At 50.2% G+C, this 21,581-nt stretch carries 24 protein-coding genes; 15 read left to right on the top strand and 9 right to left on the bottom strand.

Going from position 1 to position 21,581, the window contains the following annotated elements; translation table 11 throughout:
- The first annotated feature begins 87 nt into the window (after positions 1 to 87).
- The 13 genes from KNO69_RS11370 to KNO69_RS11310 all read left to right on the top strand — a co-directional run bounded on the left by KNO69_RS11370 (position 88) and on the right by KNO69_RS11310 (position 9,510).
- The gene (locus tag KNO69_RS11370) at positions 88 to 1,404 is read left to right on the top strand and encodes an MFS transporter (RefSeq protein WP_211781932.1); all 1,317 of its coding nucleotides are present in this window, start codon (positions 88 to 90) and stop codon (positions 1,402 to 1,404) included.
- Positions 1,405 to 1,467: 63 nt separating this feature from the next.
- Positions 1,468 to 2,475 (top strand): GTP 3',8-cyclase MoaA, encoded by a 1,008-nt coding sequence (moaA, locus tag KNO69_RS11365; protein ID WP_074035052.1) that lies wholly within the window; start codon positions 1,468 to 1,470, stop codon positions 2,473 to 2,475.
- A gap of 5 nt (positions 2,476 to 2,480) precedes the next feature.
- Positions 2,481 to 2,984, top strand: coding sequence for a MogA/MoaB family molybdenum cofactor biosynthesis protein (locus tag KNO69_RS11360; protein WP_015880395.1), 504 nt, complete (start codon positions 2,481 to 2,483; stop codon positions 2,982 to 2,984).
- Positions 2,981 to 3,529 (top strand): molybdenum cofactor guanylyltransferase, encoded by a 549-nt coding sequence (locus KNO69_RS11355; protein ID WP_214818107.1) that lies wholly within the window; start codon positions 2,981 to 2,983, stop codon positions 3,527 to 3,529. Before KNO69_RS11360 ends, KNO69_RS11355 begins: the two co-directional genes overlap by 4 nt.
- On the top strand, positions 3,529 to 4,764 hold the full coding sequence (locus KNO69_RS11350; protein ID WP_015880397.1) for a molybdopterin molybdotransferase MoeA: 1,236 nt from the start codon (positions 3,529 to 3,531) through the stop codon (positions 4,762 to 4,764). Before KNO69_RS11355 ends, KNO69_RS11350 begins: the two co-directional genes overlap by 1 nt.
- A complete protein-coding gene (mobB, locus tag KNO69_RS11345) occupies positions 4,740 to 5,216 on the top strand; it encodes a molybdopterin-guanine dinucleotide biosynthesis protein B (protein ID WP_015880398.1) in 477 nt (158 codons plus the stop codon). The genes KNO69_RS11350 and mobB overlap by 25 nt, the downstream gene beginning before the upstream one ends.
- Positions 5,194 to 5,649, top strand: a complete 456-nt coding sequence (locus KNO69_RS11340) for a molybdenum cofactor biosynthesis protein MoaE (RefSeq protein WP_015880399.1) — start codon at positions 5,194 to 5,196, stop codon at positions 5,647 to 5,649. The genes mobB and KNO69_RS11340 overlap by 23 nt, the downstream gene beginning before the upstream one ends.
- Complete coding sequence (locus KNO69_RS11335; protein WP_015880400.1) at positions 5,646 to 5,873, top strand: MoaD/ThiS family protein; 228 nt, start codon at positions 5,646 to 5,648, stop codon at positions 5,871 to 5,873. The genes KNO69_RS11340 and KNO69_RS11335 overlap by 4 nt, the downstream gene beginning before the upstream one ends.
- A gap of 3 nt (positions 5,874 to 5,876) precedes the next feature.
- On the top strand, positions 5,877 to 6,341 hold the full coding sequence (gene moaC, locus KNO69_RS11330; protein ID WP_015880401.1) for a cyclic pyranopterin monophosphate synthase MoaC: 465 nt from the start codon (positions 5,877 to 5,879) through the stop codon (positions 6,339 to 6,341).
- Positions 6,338 to 7,348, top strand: coding sequence for a ThiF family adenylyltransferase (locus KNO69_RS11325; RefSeq protein WP_214818104.1), 1,011 nt, complete (start codon positions 6,338 to 6,340; stop codon positions 7,346 to 7,348). Before moaC ends, KNO69_RS11325 begins: the two co-directional genes overlap by 4 nt.
- Before the next feature lie 18 nt (positions 7,349 to 7,366).
- The gene (locus tag KNO69_RS11320; RefSeq protein ID WP_160300237.1) at positions 7,367 to 7,534 is read left to right on the top strand and encodes a hypothetical protein; all 168 of its coding nucleotides are present in this window, start codon (positions 7,367 to 7,369) and stop codon (positions 7,532 to 7,534) included.
- A 216-nt stretch (positions 7,535 to 7,750) separates the two neighbouring features.
- Positions 7,751 to 9,076: a PepSY-associated TM helix domain-containing protein gene (locus KNO69_RS11315; protein WP_214818091.1), complete on the top strand. Its 1,326-nt coding sequence runs from the start codon at positions 7,751 to 7,753 to the stop codon at positions 9,074 to 9,076.
- Positions 9,073 to 9,510, top strand: a complete 438-nt coding sequence (locus tag KNO69_RS11310; protein WP_047795806.1) for a hypothetical protein — start codon at positions 9,073 to 9,075, stop codon at positions 9,508 to 9,510. Before KNO69_RS11315 ends, KNO69_RS11310 begins: the two co-directional genes overlap by 4 nt.
- Positions 9,511 to 9,536: 26 nt before the next feature.
- Here KNO69_RS11310 and KNO69_RS11305 read toward each other — a convergent pair whose 3' ends face one another.
- Together KNO69_RS11305 and KNO69_RS11300 are read right to left on the bottom strand one after the other, a co-directional pair.
- A complete protein-coding gene (locus tag KNO69_RS11305; protein WP_214691346.1) occupies positions 9,537 to 9,800 on the bottom strand; it encodes an LlsX family protein in 264 nt (87 codons plus the stop codon).
- Between the two features lie 65 nt (positions 9,801 to 9,865).
- Entirely contained in the window at positions 9,866 to 11,056 is a 1,191-nt protein-coding gene (locus KNO69_RS11300; RefSeq protein ID WP_214757600.1) for a LysM peptidoglycan-binding domain-containing protein, read from the bottom strand.
- Positions 11,057 to 11,321: 265 nt separating this feature from the next.
- On the opposite strand from KNO69_RS11300, the gene KNO69_RS11295 reads away from it, so the two are divergent.
- Positions 11,322 to 12,071 carry a FixH family protein gene (locus KNO69_RS11295; protein WP_214818088.1) on the top strand — a complete coding sequence of 250 codons (750 nt, stop codon included), beginning with the start codon at positions 11,322 to 11,324 and terminating at the stop codon, positions 12,069 to 12,071.
- A 30-nt stretch (positions 12,072 to 12,101) separates the two neighbouring features.
- On the opposite strand, the gene KNO69_RS11290 is transcribed toward KNO69_RS11295, so the two are convergent.
- From KNO69_RS11290 to KNO69_RS11265, 6 genes are all read right to left on the bottom strand, one after another.
- The gene (locus KNO69_RS11290; RefSeq protein ID WP_015880408.1) at positions 12,102 to 13,727 is read right to left on the bottom strand and encodes an ABC-F family ATP-binding cassette domain-containing protein; all 1,626 of its coding nucleotides are present in this window, start codon (positions 13,725 to 13,727) and stop codon (positions 12,102 to 12,104) included.
- A 165-nt stretch (positions 13,728 to 13,892) separates the two neighbouring features.
- Positions 13,893 to 14,612, bottom strand: coding sequence for a DNA/RNA nuclease SfsA (locus KNO69_RS11285; RefSeq protein WP_214818085.1), 720 nt, complete (start codon positions 14,610 to 14,612; stop codon positions 13,893 to 13,895).
- Positions 14,599 to 15,063: an SACOL1771 family peroxiredoxin gene (locus tag KNO69_RS11280; RefSeq protein WP_047795811.1), complete on the bottom strand. Its 465-nt coding sequence runs from the start codon at positions 15,061 to 15,063 to the stop codon at positions 14,599 to 14,601. The genes KNO69_RS11285 and KNO69_RS11280 overlap by 14 nt, the downstream gene beginning before the upstream one ends.
- A gap of 52 nt (positions 15,064 to 15,115) precedes the next feature.
- The gene (gene pepT, locus KNO69_RS11275) at positions 15,116 to 16,354 is read right to left on the bottom strand and encodes a peptidase T (protein WP_214818069.1); all 1,239 of its coding nucleotides are present in this window, start codon (positions 16,352 to 16,354) and stop codon (positions 15,116 to 15,118) included.
- A 97-nt stretch (positions 16,355 to 16,451) separates the two neighbouring features.
- A complete protein-coding gene (locus KNO69_RS11270) occupies positions 16,452 to 17,126 on the bottom strand; it encodes an LrgB family protein (protein WP_047795813.1) in 675 nt (224 codons plus the stop codon).
- Positions 17,123 to 17,476 (bottom strand): CidA/LrgA family protein, encoded by a 354-nt coding sequence (locus KNO69_RS11265; RefSeq protein ID WP_214818066.1) that lies wholly within the window; start codon positions 17,474 to 17,476, stop codon positions 17,123 to 17,125. The genes KNO69_RS11270 and KNO69_RS11265 overlap by 4 nt, the downstream gene beginning before the upstream one ends.
- A 149-nt stretch (positions 17,477 to 17,625) precedes the next feature.
- Here KNO69_RS11265 and KNO69_RS11260 point away from each other — a divergent pair, with 149 nt between their 5' ends.
- Positions 17,626 to 18,363: a YwqG family protein gene (locus tag KNO69_RS11260; protein ID WP_078146077.1), complete on the top strand. Its 738-nt coding sequence runs from the start codon at positions 17,626 to 17,628 to the stop codon at positions 18,361 to 18,363.
- A 44-nt stretch (positions 18,364 to 18,407) separates the two neighbouring features.
- Here KNO69_RS11260 and KNO69_RS11255 read toward each other — a convergent pair whose 3' ends face one another.
- A complete protein-coding gene (locus KNO69_RS11255) occupies positions 18,408 to 21,560 on the bottom strand; it encodes an efflux RND transporter permease subunit (protein WP_214818063.1) in 3,153 nt (1,050 codons plus the stop codon).
- Positions 21,561 to 21,581: the final 21 nt, after the last annotated feature.

The following is a 21,581-nucleotide window of genomic DNA, read 5'->3' as shown; positions in this document are numbered from 1 at the left end:
GTGTGAAAGAAGGCACACTTTTTTAAGAGGACGGTCGATAGGATGGGATTAGGGTACGAATTGAACCGTTAAGAGGAGGGATAGACCATGCAACAATTAGACAAAGGGTCACACGCACTCGCCGAGTGGAAGCCAGAGGATGTGGGATTTTGGGAAGGAACGGGAAAACAAGTCGCCAATCGGAACTTGCTCGTTTCGGTCCCGGCACTGACGCTTGCATTCATCGTCTGGCAAATGTGGTCGGTCGCAGCCGTCCAATTGAATTCGATCGGGTTTAGCTTTACGCAAGGCCAGTTGTTCACGTTGGCCGCACTGCCTGGACTTGTCGGGGCGACGTTGCGCTTTTTCTATACGTTCGCAAACAGTATATTCGGCGGTCGGAACTGGACGATCTTCTCGACATCGATTTTGTTGTTGCCGCTCCTAGGCATTGCCTATGCCGTTCAAAACGTCAATACGCCGTATTGGGTATTCATGATTTTGGCCGCACTTTGCGGACTAGGCGGCGGAAACTTCTCGTCATCAAACGCCAACATCGGCGCGTTTTATCCGAAAGCGAAAAAAGGGACGGCGCTAGGGATTAACGGAGGCATCGGAAACTTGGGCGTCTCGCTCGTCCAATTGATCACACCGCTCGTCATCACGACAAGTATTTTCGGGTTCATCGGTGGGAACGCCCTCGTGACCGAGACCGGCGAAGAGATTTGGCTTCAAAACGCCGCGCTCCTTTGGGTCGTGCCGACCATCATTTTGACGGTCTGCGCATACTTGTTCATGGATAACTTACCGACTGCTCGTCAATCGCTTCGTGAACAGGCGAGCGTGTTTAAAGACAAACATTTTTGGATTCAAACATTGCTCTACACGGCGGCGTTCGGTTCCTTCATTGGATATGCCGCAGCGTTCCCGATGATTTTAAAGTTAAAGTTCCCTGAGTCGGACTTGATGGCGCTCGCCTTCCTTGGTGCATTCCTTGGCGCCTCTTCGCGTCCGTTCGGGGGTTGGATCAGTGATAAGATCGGAGCGGCCAAAGTGACATTGATCGTGTTCGGAATCATGGCGCTCGGTACGATCAGTGTCATTATGGCCATCACGAACAGCAACTTGACGATGTTTTTCATCTCCTTCGTCGTCTTGTTCATCGCAACAGGACTCAACTCTGGAGCGACGTTCGCGATGATTCCTCACGTGTTCGTGGCGACGAAGACACCGGCCGTCGTCGGATTTTCGGCAGCGTTTGCTGCTTACGGCGCATTCTTCATTCCGAAGATGTTCGGTTGGTCGCTCGAGCTCGTCGGTTCGTTCAACGGTGCGTTGTTCGTCATGCTAGGGCTCTATGCGATCTCGATTGCCACCACAATTTATTATTACTTGCGCAGCGGTGCTGAGAAGCCGATTCGCTGACAAATCGACGCAGGGACTGTGAGGGTCCCTGCTGTCGTTGATGGATAGAAAGGATGAACCAAGATGACACCATGGACCGATCGGCGGAGACGACCGTTGGAAGACTTACGCATCTCAGTCATTGATAAATGCAACTTTCGTTGCCGATACTGCATGCCGGAAGAAGCGTTCCGCCACCACCAATTTTTAAAACGAGATGAGTTGTTATCGTTTGACGAGATCGAGCGCTTCGTTCGCATCATCGCCCCACACGGCGTGAAAAAAGTGCGTCTGACCGGGGGCGAACCTCTACTCAGGCCGAATCTCGATGAACTGATTCGCCGCCTTCGCGCGGTCACGACCATCGAGACTATCGGGTTGACGACGAACGGCGTCTATTTAGAACGGATGGCGAAAGTGTTGAAGCAAGCTGGGCTCGACCGGGTCAACGTCAGTCTAGACGCCTTATCGGCCGAGACGTTCGGGATGATGAACGGACGCGGCACGTCGCCCGAGACGGTATTACGAGGAATCGATGAGGCGAAACGGCAAGGGCTCGAAGTGAAAGTGAACATGGTCGTCCGAAAAGGCTGGAACGATCATGAAGTCGCCTCGATGGCCGCTTATTTCAAAGAACGGAACATCACACTCCGTTACATCGAGTTCATGGATGTCGGCACGGCGAATGAATGGAACGTCGAACATGTTGTGTCGTCTGAATCGATTCTTGAGGTGTTGAAACAACGAAATGGATTACTTGAACCGCTTGCACCCGAAACACTAGGCGAAGTCGCGCAACGTTACCGTTACACGGATGGGGCGCAAGTCGGCTTCATCTCTTCGGTCAGCCAACCGTTCTGCGGAACGTGTACGCGAGGTCGCCTATCGAGTGACGGCAAATGGTACACGTGCCTGTTCGCAGAAGACGGGACCGATATCCGCGAATTGCTCCGCAGTGGGGCGAGCGATGAATTGATTGCCATGACACTAAAAATGGTATGGGAAGTACGGGACGACCGCTATTCGGAAGAACGGTCGCGAACTGGGAGTCGGACGCGAAACCGAATTGAAATGAGTTATATCGGAGGATGAAGACGATGCAAGCACACAACCATGTACATCAAAACACACAGCGTGTCCGGGCAGCGATTTTGACGATCTCGGATACGCGAACACTGGATACGGACGTGTCTGGCGAACATATTTGTACGCTATTAAAAGAAGAAGCACATACGGTCACATACCGTGAGATCACGAAAGATGACTCATTTGAAATCGAAGCGGCCGTCAGACGAATGGTCGACGAAAAAATGGACGTCATCTTGACGACCGGGGGAACGGGCATCACGAAACGGGACGTCACCATTGAGACGATTCGACCGCTGCTTGACCGAGAAATGGTCGGCTTCGGCGAGTTGTTTCGCTATGTCAGCTTCACGGAAGATATCGGACCGGCGGCGATGTTGTCGCGAGCTTTAGCAGGACGCATCGGGGATACGATCATCTTTTCGATGCCAGGGTCGCGAGGCGCCGTCGACTTGGCGATGACTCGCTTGATTCTCCCTGAGCTCTCCCATATCGTCTGGGAAGCGACGCGATGATCGGCATCGTCTTGGCAGGCGGAAAATCGCGCCGGTTCGGATCCCCTAAATGGCAAGCCTGTTATGAGGACATCTCGTTTGAAGAGCGGGCGCGACAGACACTCGCTACAACGACGACGTCCCAATGGAGCGTCGTACCGGCCGGACAGTCGATAACCTCATATCAACTTGAAGATGAAATGGAATGGCGTGGCATGGGACCGCTCGCCGGCATCATCACCGTCATGCGGCACGTCCCGTCTGATTGGTATGCCGTCTGTGCGTGTGATACGCCCTTGTTGCCGCCGACTGTTTACGAACGGCTTGCGACGGAACGCGGGAAGCAGCCGGTTGTCGCCTACGCAGATAATCGAATCCATCCGCTCATCGCCTTGTATCCCCGCTCGATACTGTCCCAGTTCGAAGCCGCTTTACGTCGAGGCGAACGGGCGGTCATGCCTCACTTGACAGAGGCGACAATCGTCTCGTTTGCTGAACGGGACTGGTTTAAAAATGTGAACACACCGAGTGATTATGAAGAATTGCTAGGAAAGGAAGTGGAGTAATGGAAAAGATGTCGACGCTATTTCGTAAGCCGCTCGCCGTTGACGAGGCGGTCATCCGTGTCCAAGAAGCGACGGGGAAAGGTCGGACGGAAACGGTACCGTTGTATCGAGCGAACGGCCGGATTTTAGCGATGGATCTCACTGCGACGCATGACGTTCCAGCATTTAATAAATCTCCGTATGACGGTTTTGCTGTCCAGTCCGCGGATTTGTTGAGAGCGAGCCGCGATGAACCGGTGACATTACCCATTCAATACGTTCAGGGAGCCGGACACGTCGGAGAACCGCTCCGCGCCGGCGAGGCGATTCGCATCATGACCGGGGCAAAAATTCCAGACGGAGTCGATGCGGTAGTCATGCTCGAGCTCGCACAAGCGGATGAACGAGTCGTGACGTTCAAGCGACCGGCCCGCGATGCCAATATTTCCTATCGTGGGGAAGATATGACGGCGGGGACGAATATCGTTGACCGAGGCACCCGCATTAATCCGGGCGTCATCGCCTTGCTCGCTACGTTCGGGTATGAGCAGGTCGACGTATACGTAAAACCGCACATCACCGTGTTTGCGACCGGTGATGAGCTCGTTGAACCGGGACAGAAAAAAACCGATGGGCAAATCTATAATTCGAATGCATATATGATTCTCGCTCAAATCGAGGCACTCGGTGGCGCGGCGACATATGGCGGTATCTTGCCGGATACGTTCGCTTCGACAAAGCGGGCGATTGACGAGGCACTTCGGACGAGTGATGCCGTCGTCACGACAGGCGGGGTATCGGTCGGAGATTTTGATTATTTACCGGATGTATATGAGGCGCTCGGGGCGACGGTGCTGTTTAATAAAGTTGGGATGCGGCCAGGGTCCGTCACGACGGTCGCGCACGTCGAACATCGGTTGTTGTTTGGATTATCCGGGAATCCGTCGGCGTGTTTTGTCGGAACGGAACTGTTTGTCGGCACGTATATGAAGACGTTATTCGGGCAAGCGGAGCGACCTGTCATCCAGGCGGAACTTGGTGTCGATTTCCCGAAAACGAATCCGTTCGACCGGTTCGTGCGTGGACATGTGACGATTGATGCGACCGGGCAGACGGTGGTTCATCCGAGCGGGAAAGACAAGTCGGGCATCGTCTCCTCACTCGCGACGTGTAACGCGTTGATTCATCTGCCAGGCGGAACGAGAGGGTTTCAAAAAGGGGACTCGGTGCGATGTCGAATCATCGATCAGCTTTGATTTTACAAGTGGTCGGCTATCAAAATAGCGGTAAAACATCGTTCGTTTCTGAGCTGACAGCACGCTTGTCGGCGACGGGGCTCCGTGTCGGTGTCATCAAACACCACGGTCACGGAGGGACGTTCGACTTGCCGATGACGGACTCGCATCGTCACGCGTTGGCTGGTGCCGTGCTATCGAGTGTGATCGGTGAAGACGGGACGTTAATCGAGTGGCAAGCGGTCGACACGTTTGAGTTGCTCCTCAACTGGTACGAGGCGCACGTCGACATCGTGATCATCGAGGGATACAAACGGAAAGATTATCCGAAAGTGGTGCTCGTGCGAGACGGGCATGAACAACCGGTCGATGTGACGAACGTGATCGCGCGCGGAGATTCCGTGGCAGACAAGGACCGGTTGATGCGTTTAGTGGAAAGGTGGATGGAGAATGAAATGGTATCAAGTGAATGAACATCCGCTCGAACCGATGGCGCTTTACGAAACGGTCCGGCATCGAAACGTCGGGGCGGTCGTGCTGTTTATCGGGACGGTGCGAGAAATGACGGGTTCCAAACAGACTGAGCTCTTGGAGTATGAATCATACGTACCGATGGCCGAGAAGATGCTCGAACAAATCGCGAAAGAAGTGGCGGAACGTTGGCCTGGTGCGTTGACGGCGATCCATCACCGGATTGGACGACTCGATATCATGGAAGAAGCGGTCGTCATCGCGACGAGTTCTTCCCATCGCGCCGACGCATACGAGGCGAATCGTTACGCCATCGAACGGATTAAAGAAATTGTCCCAATTTGGAAACGGGAGCATTGGACCGACGGCACGAAATGGATGGGTGATCAAAAAGAACAACACCCAGGACGCCCGGAAGGAGTGACGTACACATGATTGAGGTATTATGTTTTGCCCACGTGGCAGAAGAGTTGGCGGTCCGGTCCTATACCGTTTCGGCTCCCCAAACAATCGCCGCCTTGCGAGCGGATTTGGCCGAGCGGGGCGTGTCGGGAGCGGAACGTCTCATGTTCGCGGTCAATGAGCGCTATGAGACGGACGAATATACGGTTGCAGACGGAGACACGGTCGCCGTCATTCCAATGGTGAGCGGAGGATAAACGATGGAACTGACACACATGAACGACCAAGGGCGGGCGCGGATGGTCGATGTCTCGGATAAACCGGAAACTACACGGACAGCTCGGGCCCGCACATCAGTTGAATTGAGCAGTGAACTGAAACAGCTCATCACGGATGGTGACCTTGCGAAAGGCGACGTGCTTGCTGTCGCCCAAGTGGCCGGGATTATGGCCGCCAAAGAGACGAGCCGCATCATCCCGATGTGTCACCCGCTCGCCTTGAAAAAAGTCGATTTAACATTCGAATGGGACGAGACACAGCTCATCATCGAGTCGTTCGTGAAGACGAAAGGTGATACCGGTGTTGAGATGGAAGCGTTGACGGCCGCATCGGTCGCAGCGTTGACCGTATACGATATGACGAAAGCGGTCGATAAAGGCATCGTCATCGGGCCGACATACTTGCTTGAGAAACAAGGCGGGAAGTCAGGGGACTACGTCCGATGACACATGTTCCGGAACGTTACGCGCGGCAGGCCCGGTTCCACGGTATCGGTGGGGACGGGCAAGAACGTCTGATGGTGAAACGAGTGCTCGTCGTCGGTCTCGGTGCGCTCGGAGCGGCCGTGAGCGATCAACTTATTCGGGCCGGCGTCTCACTTATCCTCGTCGACCGCGACTATGTAGAGGTGACGAACTTACAACGACAGACGCTCTATACGGAACAGGACGCACGTGCCGAGACGCCGAAAGCGGTCGCGGCGCTCGAACGCCTGCGGACCATCAACTCAGACGTTGAGTTGGACGCGCAAATCGCCGACGTATCGTGGGATTGGCTTCGGCCTTTGCCGCCCGTTGATCTCGTCTTGGACGCGACCGATAACGTCGAGACACGTCTTCTATTGAACGATTTCGCACTCGAGCGCGGCATTCCTTTCTTGTTTGCCTCTTGTGTCGGGGCATACGGCATGAACTACACGGTGATGCCGGAAGAAGCGCCGTGTCTTCGTTGTCTCATGCGTCATTTGCCGCTAGCCGGTCAGACTTGCGCGACAGCGGGGGTGGTGGCTCCAATCGTGCAACATGTGGCGAGCCGTCAAGCCGTCGAGGCATTGAAATATTTGACCGGGCGTCCTGAAAAGATGGAACGTCGGCTCTTGATTGAAGACATGTGGGAAAACCAGTCGCAGCGACTCGATGTCGCACGGCTCGTCGACGTGTCTTGCCCGTCTTGTCAAACCCATGACTATCCGAGTCTCGTTTCGAATCGACAACAGACAGCGATCCTATGTGGGCGCGATGTCGTCCAAGTCCGTCGGTCCATCGAGGGTCTGGAACCAATCGTGCATCAACTCGAACGGGCGGACATCGCCGTGAAGCAGACACCGTTCACGTTGGAATGGCGATGGCGGAATCACCGGATGCTCTTGTTCAAAGACGGAAGGGTTCTCGTCCATGGCGTTGACGATGCGCATGTCGCGGTCGCGATGGTCGATGAATGTCTTGGTACGTAATTCATCGCATCATAGAGCTTGTTTCTCCCTAAAAAAATACAAAATGATACAACAATTTCTGCGACACGTCACCAACGTGAAGTCGGAACGGGTTACTTCGATGAAGTCTCGCTCGTCATCTCAGGTGGACAATCATCAACGACTGCACTGGCTGGGTCGACAGAAGCAGAGCAGTTCACAAATTGATCATATTTTGGAGACGCCAACTTGTTGGTGTCTCTTTCTTTATGTGAAAGTATGTGAGATAGATTGATGAATATGTGAAAAAAAGATGAACCAAAGTTCATTTTCACTTCTCCAATTCGACGAATAGTTGTCGCAAATAGTAAGAATAAACCGTTTCCATTCCTTGTATACTCAATCTGTTCACAAGTTGGACACAATGATAAAGGGGGAAGCATCATGCAAGGGGAACGATTGAATAAACGCAACGCTTGGTATCAAGCGGTATGGCGTTGGCACTTTTATGCAGGTCTCATATTTGCACCAATTTTTATTATCCTGGCTGTGACAGGAAGCATTTATTTATTTGAACCGCAAATAACGAAGATGCAATACAAAGACATGATGACGGCAACTTTCACGGAAGAACAGCCGATTGAAGTCCAAAAAGAATCATTCATGACGGAATATCCGGATGCGATGATTACATCGATTCGTTTGCCGGATGAAGGCGAATCGACTCGAATCGGTTGGATGAACAAAGACGAGATGATGTATACATATATTCATCCGGAAACTACAGAAGTTTTAGGAACGCGGTCTGCTGAAGGTAGCATAGATTTATTAGTTGTGATTCATGGCACACTATTAGGTGGTCAAATCGGGAACTGGGTCGTCGAACTCGCGGCGTCCTGGGCAATCATTCTTCTTATTACGGGGACATTCTTGTTTTGGCCGCGTGGTAAGAATCCGCTTCGGATGCTTATGCCGAAGCTTGGGAAAGGACGACAGTGGTGGAAGCATATGCACGGTAGCGTCGCTTTGTGGTCATCGCTAGGCCTCGTGCTCATTATCAGTTCAGGGTTGGCTTGGTCATCCGTTTCGGGTGCGATGTTGCAGTGGGTTTCCTCGTCGACAAACACGGGAGCACCGATGTATGCCTATGCGTTTGGCGCCAAGCCAGAATCGACCGTGACGACAAAAGAGGTGGCGGAAGACGTACCTTGGGCGACCCAAGCAGATCTCGTTCCAACGTCTTCTCCAAGTACGATGTTGCCGATTGATTTAAATCAGGTGGTGAACAAGTCCACGATTGATCGACCGTACACAATCTCGCTTCCGGAAGGCGAAACAGGCGTCTATACTGTCACATCGGCAGCAGGTCATCCATTTAAAGAATCGACGGTGAACTTAGATCAATATAGTGGTGAAACACTCAGCTCTGTGACATACGCAGATTACGGGATTCTCGGAAAACTGATTACGGTTGGAATCGCGTTCCATGAAGGTCGCCTGTTCGGTTTACTCAATCAATTGGTCGGTGTCGCGCTTTGTCTAGGTCTCATTTTCGTGGTCATCAGCTCGTTCATGATGTGGCGCAAACGAAAAGTCGGATCCATTGAACAGATGAAGCGGTTTGAGGACGAACGCATTAAACGAATCGTCGGTATCTTGATTTTACTTCTAGGTGTGACATTACCGCTCGCAGGAATCAGTATTCTTGTCGTTCTCCTATTTGATTGGTTAATTGGTCGCCGGAAGTTGAAAGCGGAGGTGGCAGCATGAAACGATTTAAAGCAGTCATTCCTGTCATCCTAGCGACAATTTGGTTAAGCGCGTGTCAACTTCAACCAGTAGAACGCACCATTGATCCGATAGGGATTCAACTGATCGTACCTGAACGTGTAGAAGTTGGCTCGACGACGCTTGCGATGAAAGTATCGAATGATGAACGTGTGACGGAAAGCCATATTCAAGTCACGCCTTACGATTCGGAAGAGACCCGGACGTATGAAGTGACAGAAAAGGATGGCTATCTCGTGACGAGCGTGAAACTCGATCAGGGAATCTACCAAGTGAACGGCATGGTCCATGAAGGGCAGAAGGTCTATACGCCGTCCGCATGGATGATTGTCGGTGATGTACCGCAAGACCAAATCGACCAATTGCAGCAACCAATCGTTCACTCACACGACCATGGTGGTGAACATCAGCATTAAAAAAGTAACCGTTGCGTATGCAGCGGTTACTTTCGTTTAAGACGTATCCCGATCTCTCCAATGAGAACGGCAATGCCCATAAATCCGGCACCGAGGATGGCCATTTGATTCTGGTTGGCGACCCCGATTCCGTTCTCGAATTGATAAATCTCACGTGTTAAGAATTGGATCGGCTCACCGGATGTGAGTGCTTGTTCATAACCGAGCCAAATCAAAATCGAGAATGTGGCAATTGAAACCAAAAGTCCGATGAATGCGGTAGTACTGACACGGATTACGGTTCGAGTCATAGCGTTTCCTCTTTTCCTGTTTGTATACGATACGTCACAAGCTGAGGAAAAGATTCACGAGGCAATCATTTCGGAATGGTCAACACTTGCCCGACACTGATTAAGCTGACGTTCGTGATATTGTTGGCGGCCGCGATTTTCGCAACAGTTGTGTTATACATCGTCGCAATCTTGTACAGCGTGTCCCCTAATTTGACCGTGTATTTTACCGTAGTTGTCGGTGGTGTGACCGTCGTACCTGGGATGACGAGCACTTGTCCGACATAGATGGAGTTGACGTTTGCGATGTTATTGGCAGCTGCGATTTTTGCGACGGTCGTATTGTACATCGTCGCAATCTTGTAGAGTGTGTCGCCCGATTTCACGGTGTATTTCACGGTCGTCGTAGGTGGTGTAACGGTCGTTCCTGGAATGATGAGCACTTGTCCTACATAAATCAAGCTGTAGTTCGTAATGTTGTTGGCGGCAGCAAGCGCCGAGACGGTGACTCCGTATGTCCGTGCGATACTGTACAACGTATCACCTGACTTCACGGTATACGTTTTGTTCGTCGATGCGTTTTGATATGCAAGTAATTGTGAGATCGTGACAAATTTGTACCCTTTTGCTTTGAGTTGTGAAATCATCGTTGGGAGTGCGAGCGGTGTACCCGGGGCCCCGGCTCCGGTATGCATCAAGACGATTGAACCCGGTTTGATGTTAGTCTGAACTTTCGTGTTGATTTGGCTCGCGGTCAATCCTTTCCAGTCAACCGTATCAATGTTCCATTGAATCGTGTATCCGTATCCTGAAGCCCCGACACCGCTCAATACGGTACTATTCACTGCACCAAAAGGGGCTCTGAAAATCGGTTTTGTCGTTTTTCCGGTCAACGATTTAATCAAAGCTTCCGTGCGGTCGAGTTCGGATTTCATCTGCGTGGCAGTCAGTTTGGTGAAGTCAGGGTGTGTATACGAGTGATTTCCGAGTTGATGTCCTTTTGCGGCGATATTTTTAATGTACTGTGGATGGTTATTTGCGCCCGACCCCGTTAAAAAGAAAGTGGCTTTGACATTGTTTTTTGCTAAAATGTCTAAAATCTTGTTCGTGTTCGCCCCGTCTGCCCCGTCATCGAACGTCAATGCGACGACCTTGCTCGTCGTGTTCACACTCGTGACAAATTTTGAAGCGGCGGCACTGACGGAAATCGATTGTGTGATCACCATCGCCAATAAGATGAACAGTGCCATCGCCCCACGAATGACCTTACGTTTCATCTGAATTCGCCTCCATTCATGATGTAACTCTCTTGATGTTAAGACTTTCCAAATGATTGACCTTGATATATTTTATATACCCCTTTTTAGAAATGATGGACTAAAATTCGGAAATGTACTCAATAAATTTTGATTCAACTATATGTGTGAAATTTGTGAGAATGTATCGTGGGATATATCACAGAATGCTCACACTCTTTTTGGAAAGAGATGGTATCATGAACAATGTATGAAAGATGTAAGCGATTTATAAGGAGGACTTATGATGAAAAAGATGATGACACGGTTTGGGGTCGTGTTTGGACTCATCGGGTTGTTCGTACTCGGTGCGTGTGGTACTGAGAAAGAAGCGGAGAGCGCGGCTGTTCCACAGTCAATGGAACCGGTCGAGGCAGAGTTGACGGTAGAGGCAACGGCTGAAAAGGGAGAGGCGGTACCTTTATCAGTAACAGTCACGCAAGATGGTCAACCTGTAGACGATGCGGATGAAATCAAGTTCGAAGTATGGAAGAACGATGCGAAGGAAGAAAGTGAGATGATCAAGGCGTCACTCACGAAAGACGGTGTCTATGAAGCGGAGACGACGTTCGCGGAAGAAGCGGTCTATACGGTCCAGGTTCACGTGACAGCGCGTTCGATGCACACCATGCCGACGACAAACGTGACGGTTGGACATCCAGAAACGGCTGCTGAAGCAGAAGAAGAGAGTGAGCATCATCACCACGCTGGAGCGGATATCACGCTTGACCCGAAAGAGGCGACAGCAGGGGAAGAACAACCATTCATGGTACACGTCATGATTGAAGACGAGATGCTCGCAGGGGCGGAAGTACAACTCGAAATCTTCCAAGATGGGGCAGAGAAGCATGAGTGGGTGAAGTTAGAGGAAGCAGATACTGGGATGTATAAAGGTGCACACACCTTTGCTGAATCAGGCGCATACAACGTTCAAGTCCATGTCACGAAAGGTCATGATATTCATGAGCACGTCATGGAGACGGTAAACGTTAAATAAAAAATCGGCTCACGTTGAGCCGATTTTTTATTATGCATTTTGGTAAAGGGATTCAACTTGTTGTTGAAGCGCTTCGTTCTCCAAGTACTCATCGTATGTTGCTTCTTTGTCCACGATGCCATTCGGAGTCACTTCGATGATGCGTGTCGCGATCGTCGAGATGAGCTGATGGTCATGTGAGCTGAAGAGAAGCACGCCTTTGAACGACTCGAGACCGTTGTTGAGTGCTGTGATCGATTCGAGATCCAAGTGGTTCGTCGGATCGTCAAGGACGAGTACGTTCGAGTTCGAGAGCATCATCTTCGAGAGCATGCAGCGTACTTTTTCTCCTCCTGAGAGGACAGACGCCTTCTTCATGACTTCTTCACCTGAGAAGAGCATGCGGCCAAGGAATCCACGAAGGAACGTGTCTGACTCATCGGCAGGTGAGAACTGGCGCAACCAGTCGAGGATGCTCTTTTCTGAGCCCTCGAAGTACTCCGAATTGTCTTTCGGGAAGTATGACTGAGTTGTCGTGACGCCCCATTTGACTGACCCTGTGTCTGGCTCCATCTCACCCATGAGAATTTTGAAGAGTGTCGTGATGGCAACGTCCGAACGACCGACGAATGCGACTTTGTCCGTCTTGTTGAGTGAGAACGTGACGTTGTCGAGTACTTTTACACCATCGATTGTCTTCGATACGTTATCGACATAGAGAACATCGTTTCCGATCTCGCGCTCCATCGTGAATCCGACGAACGGATAACGACGTGACGACGGACGGATGTCATCAAGTGTGATCTTATCGAGCAACTTCTTACGAGACGTCGCTTGACGTGCTTTCGATGCGTTCGAGCTGAAACGTGCGATGAAGTTTTGAAGCTCTTTGATTTTCTCTTCTTTCTTCTTGTTCTGGTCTGCCGCCATACGTGTAGCGAGTTGGCTAGACTCATACCAGAAGTCGTAGTTCCCGACATACAATTGGATTTTTCCAAAGTCGAGGTCGGCCATGTGCGTACAGACTTTGTTCAAGAAGTGACGGTCGTGGGAAACGACGATGACTGTGTTTTCAAAGTTGATCAAGAATTCTTCTAACCATTGAATCGCTTTTAGGTCAAGTCCGTTGGTCGGCTCGTCTAAGAGGAGGATATCTGGCTTACCGAAGAGCGCTTGGGCAAGAAGGACTTTGACTTTCTCCCCACCTGTGAGTTCGCTCATTTGTTTCTGGTGGAGCGCTTCAGAGATACCAAGACCTTGGAGGACCATCGAGGCTTCCGACTCTGCTTCCCAACCGTTCAACTCAGCGAATTCTCCTTCGAGTTCAGCTGCGCGCATCCCGTCTTCATCTGAGAAGTCTTCTTTCATGTAGATGGCGTCTTTTTCTTTCATTACTTTGTAGAGACGCTCGTGACCCATGATGACGGTCTCGAGAACTGCACTGTCCTCATACGCGTAGTGGTCCTGTTTGAGGACGGCGAGACGTTCGCCCGGTGTGATGCTGACATCACCCGTCGTCGTATCTTGTTCACCTGATAGAATCTTTAAGAATGTCGATTTTCCGGCACCGTTCGCACCGATCAATCCGTAACAGTTGCCTGGCGTGAACTTGATGTTCACCTCTTCAAACAACTTGCGACCGCCAAATTGTAGGCTGACGTTATTTACTGTAATCATGTATGGTATCCCTCGTTTTTCTGATTAGTTTACGACGTGTATTGTATCACGTTTTTGAAAAACGCGCAGTCGCGTAAAGAGTGGAAGTGAAAAATGACTCTATTCGGTAATTCCCAACATATCATATGTTTAGTAAAAACATAACGTCTCACTTAATACATTTGGTTACTTGAAGTGAGACGTTGTGTCAAAGCAACGAAGTAAACGAATTCCTTCAGGGGAAATAGTGCAGTTCAGTTGCCATATTTCTAATCCGGAAGGTATCGCATCGTTAATCAATTGACGAATTAGATGGTCTTGTTTTCGGTTGGGATTACCGGTATAAATTGGTGCGTCATATAAAAAAATATATAAGAGGACTGCTCTTCCGGTTTGGGGTAGAGTGGAAATCAGAGCGTAGAGATGACGAATCAAACGTTCTGTTTCGATGGGTCGTTTCAATCGTCTACGTTTAAAGTGTGGGAGAGGAATAGTGAGTAGTTCGCTGAGCGGAGCCTTCACTTCCATGAAGATTCCATCAATCTGAAAATCGATCCGTGCACCGTCAGTTACTATTTCACGTTTGATTCCCCTCGGGGTTGAGAAAGCATCAAGCTGGTTCTCGAGTAAGAAAGCTTCAACATAGTCGTTGACACGACCTTGATTGATTCCAATCCATTGTTCACCATCGACTGAAATGGCTTCGACTGTAAAGCGAGTTTTACGATTCGAGTCATAGGTTTCTGAGACGAGGCATGGGGTGTTTTCAAATATAATATCTCCAATCCTTCCTGTTACTGGACAATGGCAAGGCGCGAGCAAATCATCAACGAGTACGTCCATGACAAAGCGATTACGTCTGTTTACAATTATCGCTTTTTTCAAAGGTTCTTCAAATAAAATCATTGCTACTTTTACGTGAAATGACGGTATTCAACTCAAATGCTACATTTCCTGCGAGTGCGCGTGAAATCATACATTGATCTTTCGCTTTTTTCGCGATGCGCTCGACAAGCGTGATGTCTCGGTCGGTCATCTCTGTAGGTACATGAATCGTTGTCGCATAGCGAATTGTCTCGTAAGTGAAGATGCCGTTTGTCACATCGACGATGCCCTCTGCATCAATCGTGATACCACGATGAGTCAAATCACTTCGCCCGAGTACGGCTGCGAGTGTGATGATATAACACGTTGCCGCTGCCCCGAGTAACATCTCATCCGGATTCGTGCCGACTCCGGGACCGTCCATTTCGGGTGGAATCGAAATCTGTGTCTTTAATCGCTCGGCCTCGAGGGTGCCGACGTCGTTTCGTCCGCCATCCCAGCCGAGGTTCATGCTAAATGTATGCTTCATCAAAAATCGCCTCCAATGTCTCTAGTGTAAAAGAGAACGATTGGAGGCGCATGTGTTATGCTTGTGCGCGCTTCGCGAATGTGCGAAGTGTTTCGATGATAACCGTTGTTGCTTTTTCCATGTTGTTCACAGAGATGTATTCAAACTTCCCGTGATAGTTTTCGCCACCTGTGAAGATGTTCGGCGTCGGAAGGCCCATGTAAGAAAGTTGCGATCCGTCTGTCCCACCACGAATCGGTTCAATCTTCGGTTCGATGCCAAGGCCGCGCATGACGTCAGCGACGGTATCGACGATGTGTTTCACTGGTTCGATTTTCTCGGCCATGTTGTAATACTGATCTTCCATCTGGAGTTCAATCCGTTCTTCCCCGTATTTTTGTTTCCATTCGAGGACAAGTTTCTCCATCAACGCTTTACGTGCTTCGAACTTTTGTTTGTCGTGATCGCGGATGATGTATTGAAGCGTCGTCTTCTCGACGTCCCCATTGAAGCCGTTCAAGTGGAAGAACCCTTCGTAGTTGCTCGTACGTTCCGGTGCCTCATCAGCAGGCAAACGGTTTTGGAACGCCATCGCAAGCTTCATCGAGTTGACCATCTTGTTCTTGGCGCTACCTGGGTGCACGTTCGTCCCGTGGAAGGTGACGGTCGCACCGGCTGCGTTGAAACTCTCATACTGCAACTCTCCAAGTGGACCGCCGTCCATCGTGTAAGCGAAGTCCGCATTGAATCGGGCGACATCGAATTTATGTGGTCCACGTCCGATTTCTTCATCCGGTGTGAAGGCGATGCGGACCGGCCCGTGTGGAATCTCAGGATGAGCCAATAAGTATTCGATTGCTGTGACGATTTCAGCGATTCCTGCTTTATCGTCCGCACCGAGGAGTGTCGTGCCGTCCGTTGTCATGAGCGTATGCCCGACATACCCGTCCAGTTCTGGGAAGTCTTTTGGTGATAACACGACATGAAGCGACTCGTTCAAGACGATGTCGCCACCTTCATAATGCTCGACGAGTTGAGGGGAGACGTTCGTTCCTGTGAAATCGGTCGCCGTATCGACGTGAGCAAGGAAGCCGATTGTCGGGACGTCATAATCGACGTTACTTGGAAGTGTGGCGAAGAGATAGCCGTATTCGTCCGTCTCGACGTCTGTCAGTCCGAGATCTTTCAATTCTTTCTCCAAATGGCGAATCAAATCCCATTGTTTGGCCGTCGATGGTGTTGTCGTACTTGTGAAATCCGACTGTGTATCAATCTTCGCGTACGTCATTAAGCGTTCAATTAATTTTGCTTGCATGGATTGCCCTCCTCTAATAAGTTTCATCTTCATTAGTTTATCACGCGCAATCGAAGTCGAAACAAAAAAGTCGCGCCCATCGATGGACGCGACCTGTTCAAAAGAGAAACGGATATAGAATCGGCAAGATAAACGAGGTGAAGATTGCGGTCAATCCCATTGCGGCACCACCTGTTGCACCGGACAACGGATGTTCCGTTGCCGCCTGAGCGGTCCCAATCCCGTGACTGATTGTGCCGAGTGTGAGTCCACGCGTGAACGGGTCGTCCATACGAATCCACGTCAATAAGACCGGTCCGAGCATCGCCCCTAAAATACCGCAGGCAACGGCGATCGAGGCCGCAAGTGTTGCATCCCCCTCTAGTTGTCGAGCCAATTCAAGGGCAATCGGGGACGTCGCCGATTTGACCGATAGTGCAATCAATACGTTTTCGGTAAACGAAAATAACTTGCCGAAAAGTACAGCCACAAAAATCGTAGAGAGTGACCCAAGTACGATGGCACTCAGGGCCCGTTTTGCCCGAGCGAGTAACACGGGTAAGTTGCGATAGAGCGGTAACCCGAGGGCGACCGTCGCTGGTCCGAGTAAGATGGTGATGATATCGGTAGCCGGTTTATACGCATCATAGGACTGTCCTGTCACGAGTAACAGAAGAATCAAAATCGCTGTACTTAAGAAGACGACATTGGTGAACGGAGATGCCCACTTCATGGAAAGTCGACGACTGAGCGAATACACGAGAATCGTCAATCCAATCCAAACGTATGTCATGATATCTCACCTTCTTTCCCGGAAACAAACGCCGTCACGACCATCCCGACCGCCATGCTGGCGAGTAACGTGATAAGGAGCGGGATACCGGCAGCTTTTAACAACGTGCCGTACGCCATAAGGCCGACGGCAATGGGGATGAAAAAGAAAGCGAGATGCTTCGTTAAATATCCGGCACTGTCCTCAATCCATTCCACGCGAATGACTTTTGTCAACAAGAGGACGAGCAAGAGCACCATGCCGATGACGCTGCCTGGTACTTTCCACGAGAACGTCTCAACCATCCAGTTTCCGAGCGTGCTCAACCCAAACAAGAGTGAGAGCCCGATAATCCATTTTAATAATTTCATATACATGACTTCCTTTCACGTCATTCAAAACGTATGAATCTTCTCAAATTCAACGAGAGAGGTCAAGAAAAGGGTATAACAAAAAAGGCAAGGGGTACATACGTTCGGGATGCTATACTACATCTATCATAAACAAGCGGGGTGCCGAGATGGAATTAAAAACGATTGAGCAATTTATTCAAGAGCATGGATTACAAAACAGGGAAGACATTTTACATGCGTTCACAAAGCGGGTCAATTTGACAACTTTGCCACGGACAACAAGGGAAGAAGTAGCGGTTGGCCATTCTAAGTTTGGCGGATATCCTGACTTACCACACGCAGACTTGCATCCTGGAGAGAATATGACGTTTTTAGCTCAGTTTCGTTTAAGTGATTTAGCTGAGTTTGAATCCGTAGATGCACTCCCGAAAGAAGGGGTGTTGTCTTTCTTCTATGATTTAGAAGAACAACCTTGGGGAGATGTGGATGAACGTCATCTTTGGCGTGTTCTGTTTACTGAAGAATCGAAACTTGAGCGAGTGCGAGTTGGGGAAGCATTAAATGAACGTGCCGTTTCCTTTAAAGAAAGCTATGCAGAGAATGAATACAGTTTATATGAGCTGCTCGACGAAGAGATGTACGATCGGTTACTCGAACGATTCGAACAAGAAGAACTTCATGCAATCGGTGGACATCCGAGTGAAGTGCAAGGTGACGTTTTTGAAGAGATACAAGAAACATATGGGGAACGATTCGATCATCCTTTCCTATTGTTTCAAATGGACACGTCTGAAGAGTTAGACGTCATGTTCGGGGATGCAGGTATTCTCTATTTTCTCATTCCGGAAGATGCTCTCCGTGCCAAACGGTTTGGAGAAACCGAAATCATTATGCAGTGTTATTGAACGCAAAAAAGGGAGCCGACTCGAATGAGTCGACTCTCTTTTGATTATGCTTGTTTTTTCTTACGGAATCGTGCGAAGAACTCATAGACGATTGGTACGATGAGCAACGTGAGAAGTGTCGAACTTGTGAGTCCGCCAATCACGGTGACCCCGAGACCTTTCGAGATGAGTGCGCCACCCTCGAGACCGAGTGCGAGTGGTGCGAGTGCACCGATTGTCGCAAGTGCGGTCATCAAGATTGGGCGAAGGCGTGTGCCCGCTGCCTCAAGTAACGCTTCACGTGTTGATAAACCAGCTTCTTCTTTATGAATGACGCGGTCAATCAAAACGATGGCGTTCGTGACGACAATCCCGATCAACATGAGTGCCCCGATCAAGGCAGAAACCGAAATCGTTTCACCCGTGATGAGAAGGGCGACGAGTCCCCCGATAATCGCATACGGAAGTGAGAACAACACGACGAATGGCGTGAGTGCCCCACCGAATGTGATGACGAGAACCAAGTATACGATGGCGATCGCGGCGAGCATCGCAAGACCGAGCTGAGTGAACGATTCTTGAATCTGTTCTGTTACACCGCCGACATCATACGAGACGCCAGATGGGAGCTCGATGTCCGATACGCGTTCTTCAATCGCAGCAGACGCTTCTGTCGCTTTATCTGTGCTGAGTTCAACACTTACTTGCGCAAGCAGTTTTCCGTCGCGCTCGACGAGTGTGTCCGGTGTTGTGCCTTCTTCGATTTCAATGAAGTCTGAAATCGGGCGTGGTCCGAACGGTGTCGTGATTTCTTGTGCTTGCAGGTCATCGACACTGTCATACGTCACTTGCTCGTTCGGGATGACGACGTCTAACTGTTTGTCATCCACTGTGACACTTGTAAGTGGACTTTCTGGTGCCTGGAACTGACTGATGACTTGCGCGATTTGACCTGCCGACACACCGGCTTCTGCAGCGGCCTGTTGGTCGACGTTGAACGTGTATTGTACATAGGACTCACGTAAGTCAGATGTCGCTTGACGGACATAATCCGTTTCCTCTTCAATCGTTTCGATGAAAGTCGGCACGATGGCTTCTAAATCTTCAAGGGAGTTGGCATAGACGTTGTATGTGACACCGCTCGTTGCGCCGCCACCTGAGAAGTCTTGTTCTTTCCATTCCCCGTTCGAAGCGAGTTCGTTCAATTTCTCGATATCAGCTAACTTCACATCCGCGAAGTCTTCCGTATCTGGATCATATTGAACGATGAAGATTCCTTGTTTGTTGTTTCCGGGGTTCAGCGGGTTCTCTCCACCGACCGTGAACTGAACATCGGTTGCGTTCGGTTGTTCTTCCATGAAGTATTTTTCTGCCACTTCTGCTGCGGCAATCGAATCTTCAAGTGTTTGACCAGGTTCTGGGTCGAACGTGACGAACAACGTCTTCTCCGAATCCTGATTCAAGAAGTTGACCCCAATCGCTGGGACAAGGGCAAAGCTACCAATCAATAGGGCAGTCGCGAGACCGAACACGACGAGTTTATGGTTCAGTGACCAGTTCAAGACGCCACGATACCATTCCGCGAGCTTGCCTGGACCTTCTTCTGGCTTCAACTTGTCGCGGTTTTTAAAGAACGAGTCGGCCATCATTGGTACGACCGTGATCGCCACGAGTAACGAAGCGAGTAATGCGAAGACGACCGTCAATGCGAACGGCAAGAACAGTTCACCGACAAAACCAGTGACAAATCCAAGCGGCAAGAATACTGCAATCGTGACGATGGTCGACGAGGCGATCGGGATGAATACTTCTTTTGTTGCCGCGATAATCAACTCTTTACCGCGAAGTGGTTCGTTCGAACGCGTGAGTCGACGGTAAATGTTCTCGATGACGACGATGGAGTCATCGACGACGCGACCAATCGCAACGGTCATCGCACCGAGCGTCATGATGTTCAACGTGATGTCCAATTGCTTCAAGACGATGAGTGCCATGAGAAGCGATAACGGGATCGAGATGACAGCGATGATCGTCGATCGGAAGTTACGTAAGAACACTAAGATGATGAGGATGGCGAATAGGCCACCGAGCAACGCTTTCGATAACATCGTTTCGACCGACTCTTCAATCGGTTGTCCTTGGTCGAGTGTAATTGATACATTCGCCGTATCGTTTTCAGCTTCGAAGTCATTCAATACTTCTTTGACGGCGTTGACGACATCGACCGTGTTCGCATCTTGTGTCTTCGTCACTTGTACGCCGATTGAGCGTTCACCGTTCGAGCGAGAAATCGATTCTTCGATTCCTTTGTCCTCGATTGTCGCAAGTTCACTCAACGCGACAGTCGGAACCGTCGTCGGAACGTTCGGTGGTAATGCCGATGGTGTTTCCGTCGGGACCTCTGTTGGCACGTCTGGCGTTTGACCAGGTGGCAATTCAGTCGGGGCAGATGGTGTCGTCGGCGTTGATTGTGCTGGTGAGTAAGGGATTTGGATGTCGCGGAACGCTTCGAGCGTCTCCGACTTGCCGTCGATGACGACCGCTTGCTCCGTATCACCTAATTCATATAACCCGAGCGCAATTCGAGCGTCATTCGCTTGAATCAATTGTTTGACCGTATCTTCTGTCAAATTGTACTCAGCGAGCGCATCTTGGTCGAATTGAAGCTCGACGCGGCGAATCTCTTGTCCGGCAATTTGGACGGTTTGCGCACCTTCCACTCCTTCAAGAGCAGGCTGTACTTCTTCCTCGACGAGTTTTGTCAATTCGGCCAAATCTAGGCTTTCATCCGAGATGGCAGCCCCGATGACCGGGAAAGCGTCGAAACTGAGACGCGACACTTGAGGGTCTTGTGCCGACTCCGGCAATTCGATGTTGCTTAACGCATCTTTGACTTGTTGCTCCGCTTCATCCATATCGGTGCTGAAATCATAATCGATTTGGATGTTTGAAGCGTTTTGGAACGATGAAGAACGAACTTGTTCTACACCATTTAAATTCTGAAGGCGATCTTCTAACACGGTGCTGACTTCTTCGAGCACTTGCTCAGGGGATGCACCTGGATAAATGGTTGTGACCGAGACGGTCGGAGTCGTAATGTCCGGTAACGTCTCGAGCTTCATCGTCAGACCGGCGAAAAGACCGGCGGCCGTCAAGATGATCGTCATCAACCAAACCGCAAACTTGTTGTTAACGGAGAAGGACGTGATTTTCTGCATGGATTTTTAATCTCCTCTATT

It is taken from the genome of Exiguobacterium sp. s131 (assembly GCF_018617345.1).
Classification (GTDB): domain Bacteria; phylum Bacillota; class Bacilli; order Exiguobacteriales; family Exiguobacteriaceae; genus Exiguobacterium; species Exiguobacterium profundum.
Note: the sequence above shows the minus strand (reverse complement) of the source record. Positions and strands in the feature narration are given on the sequence as shown.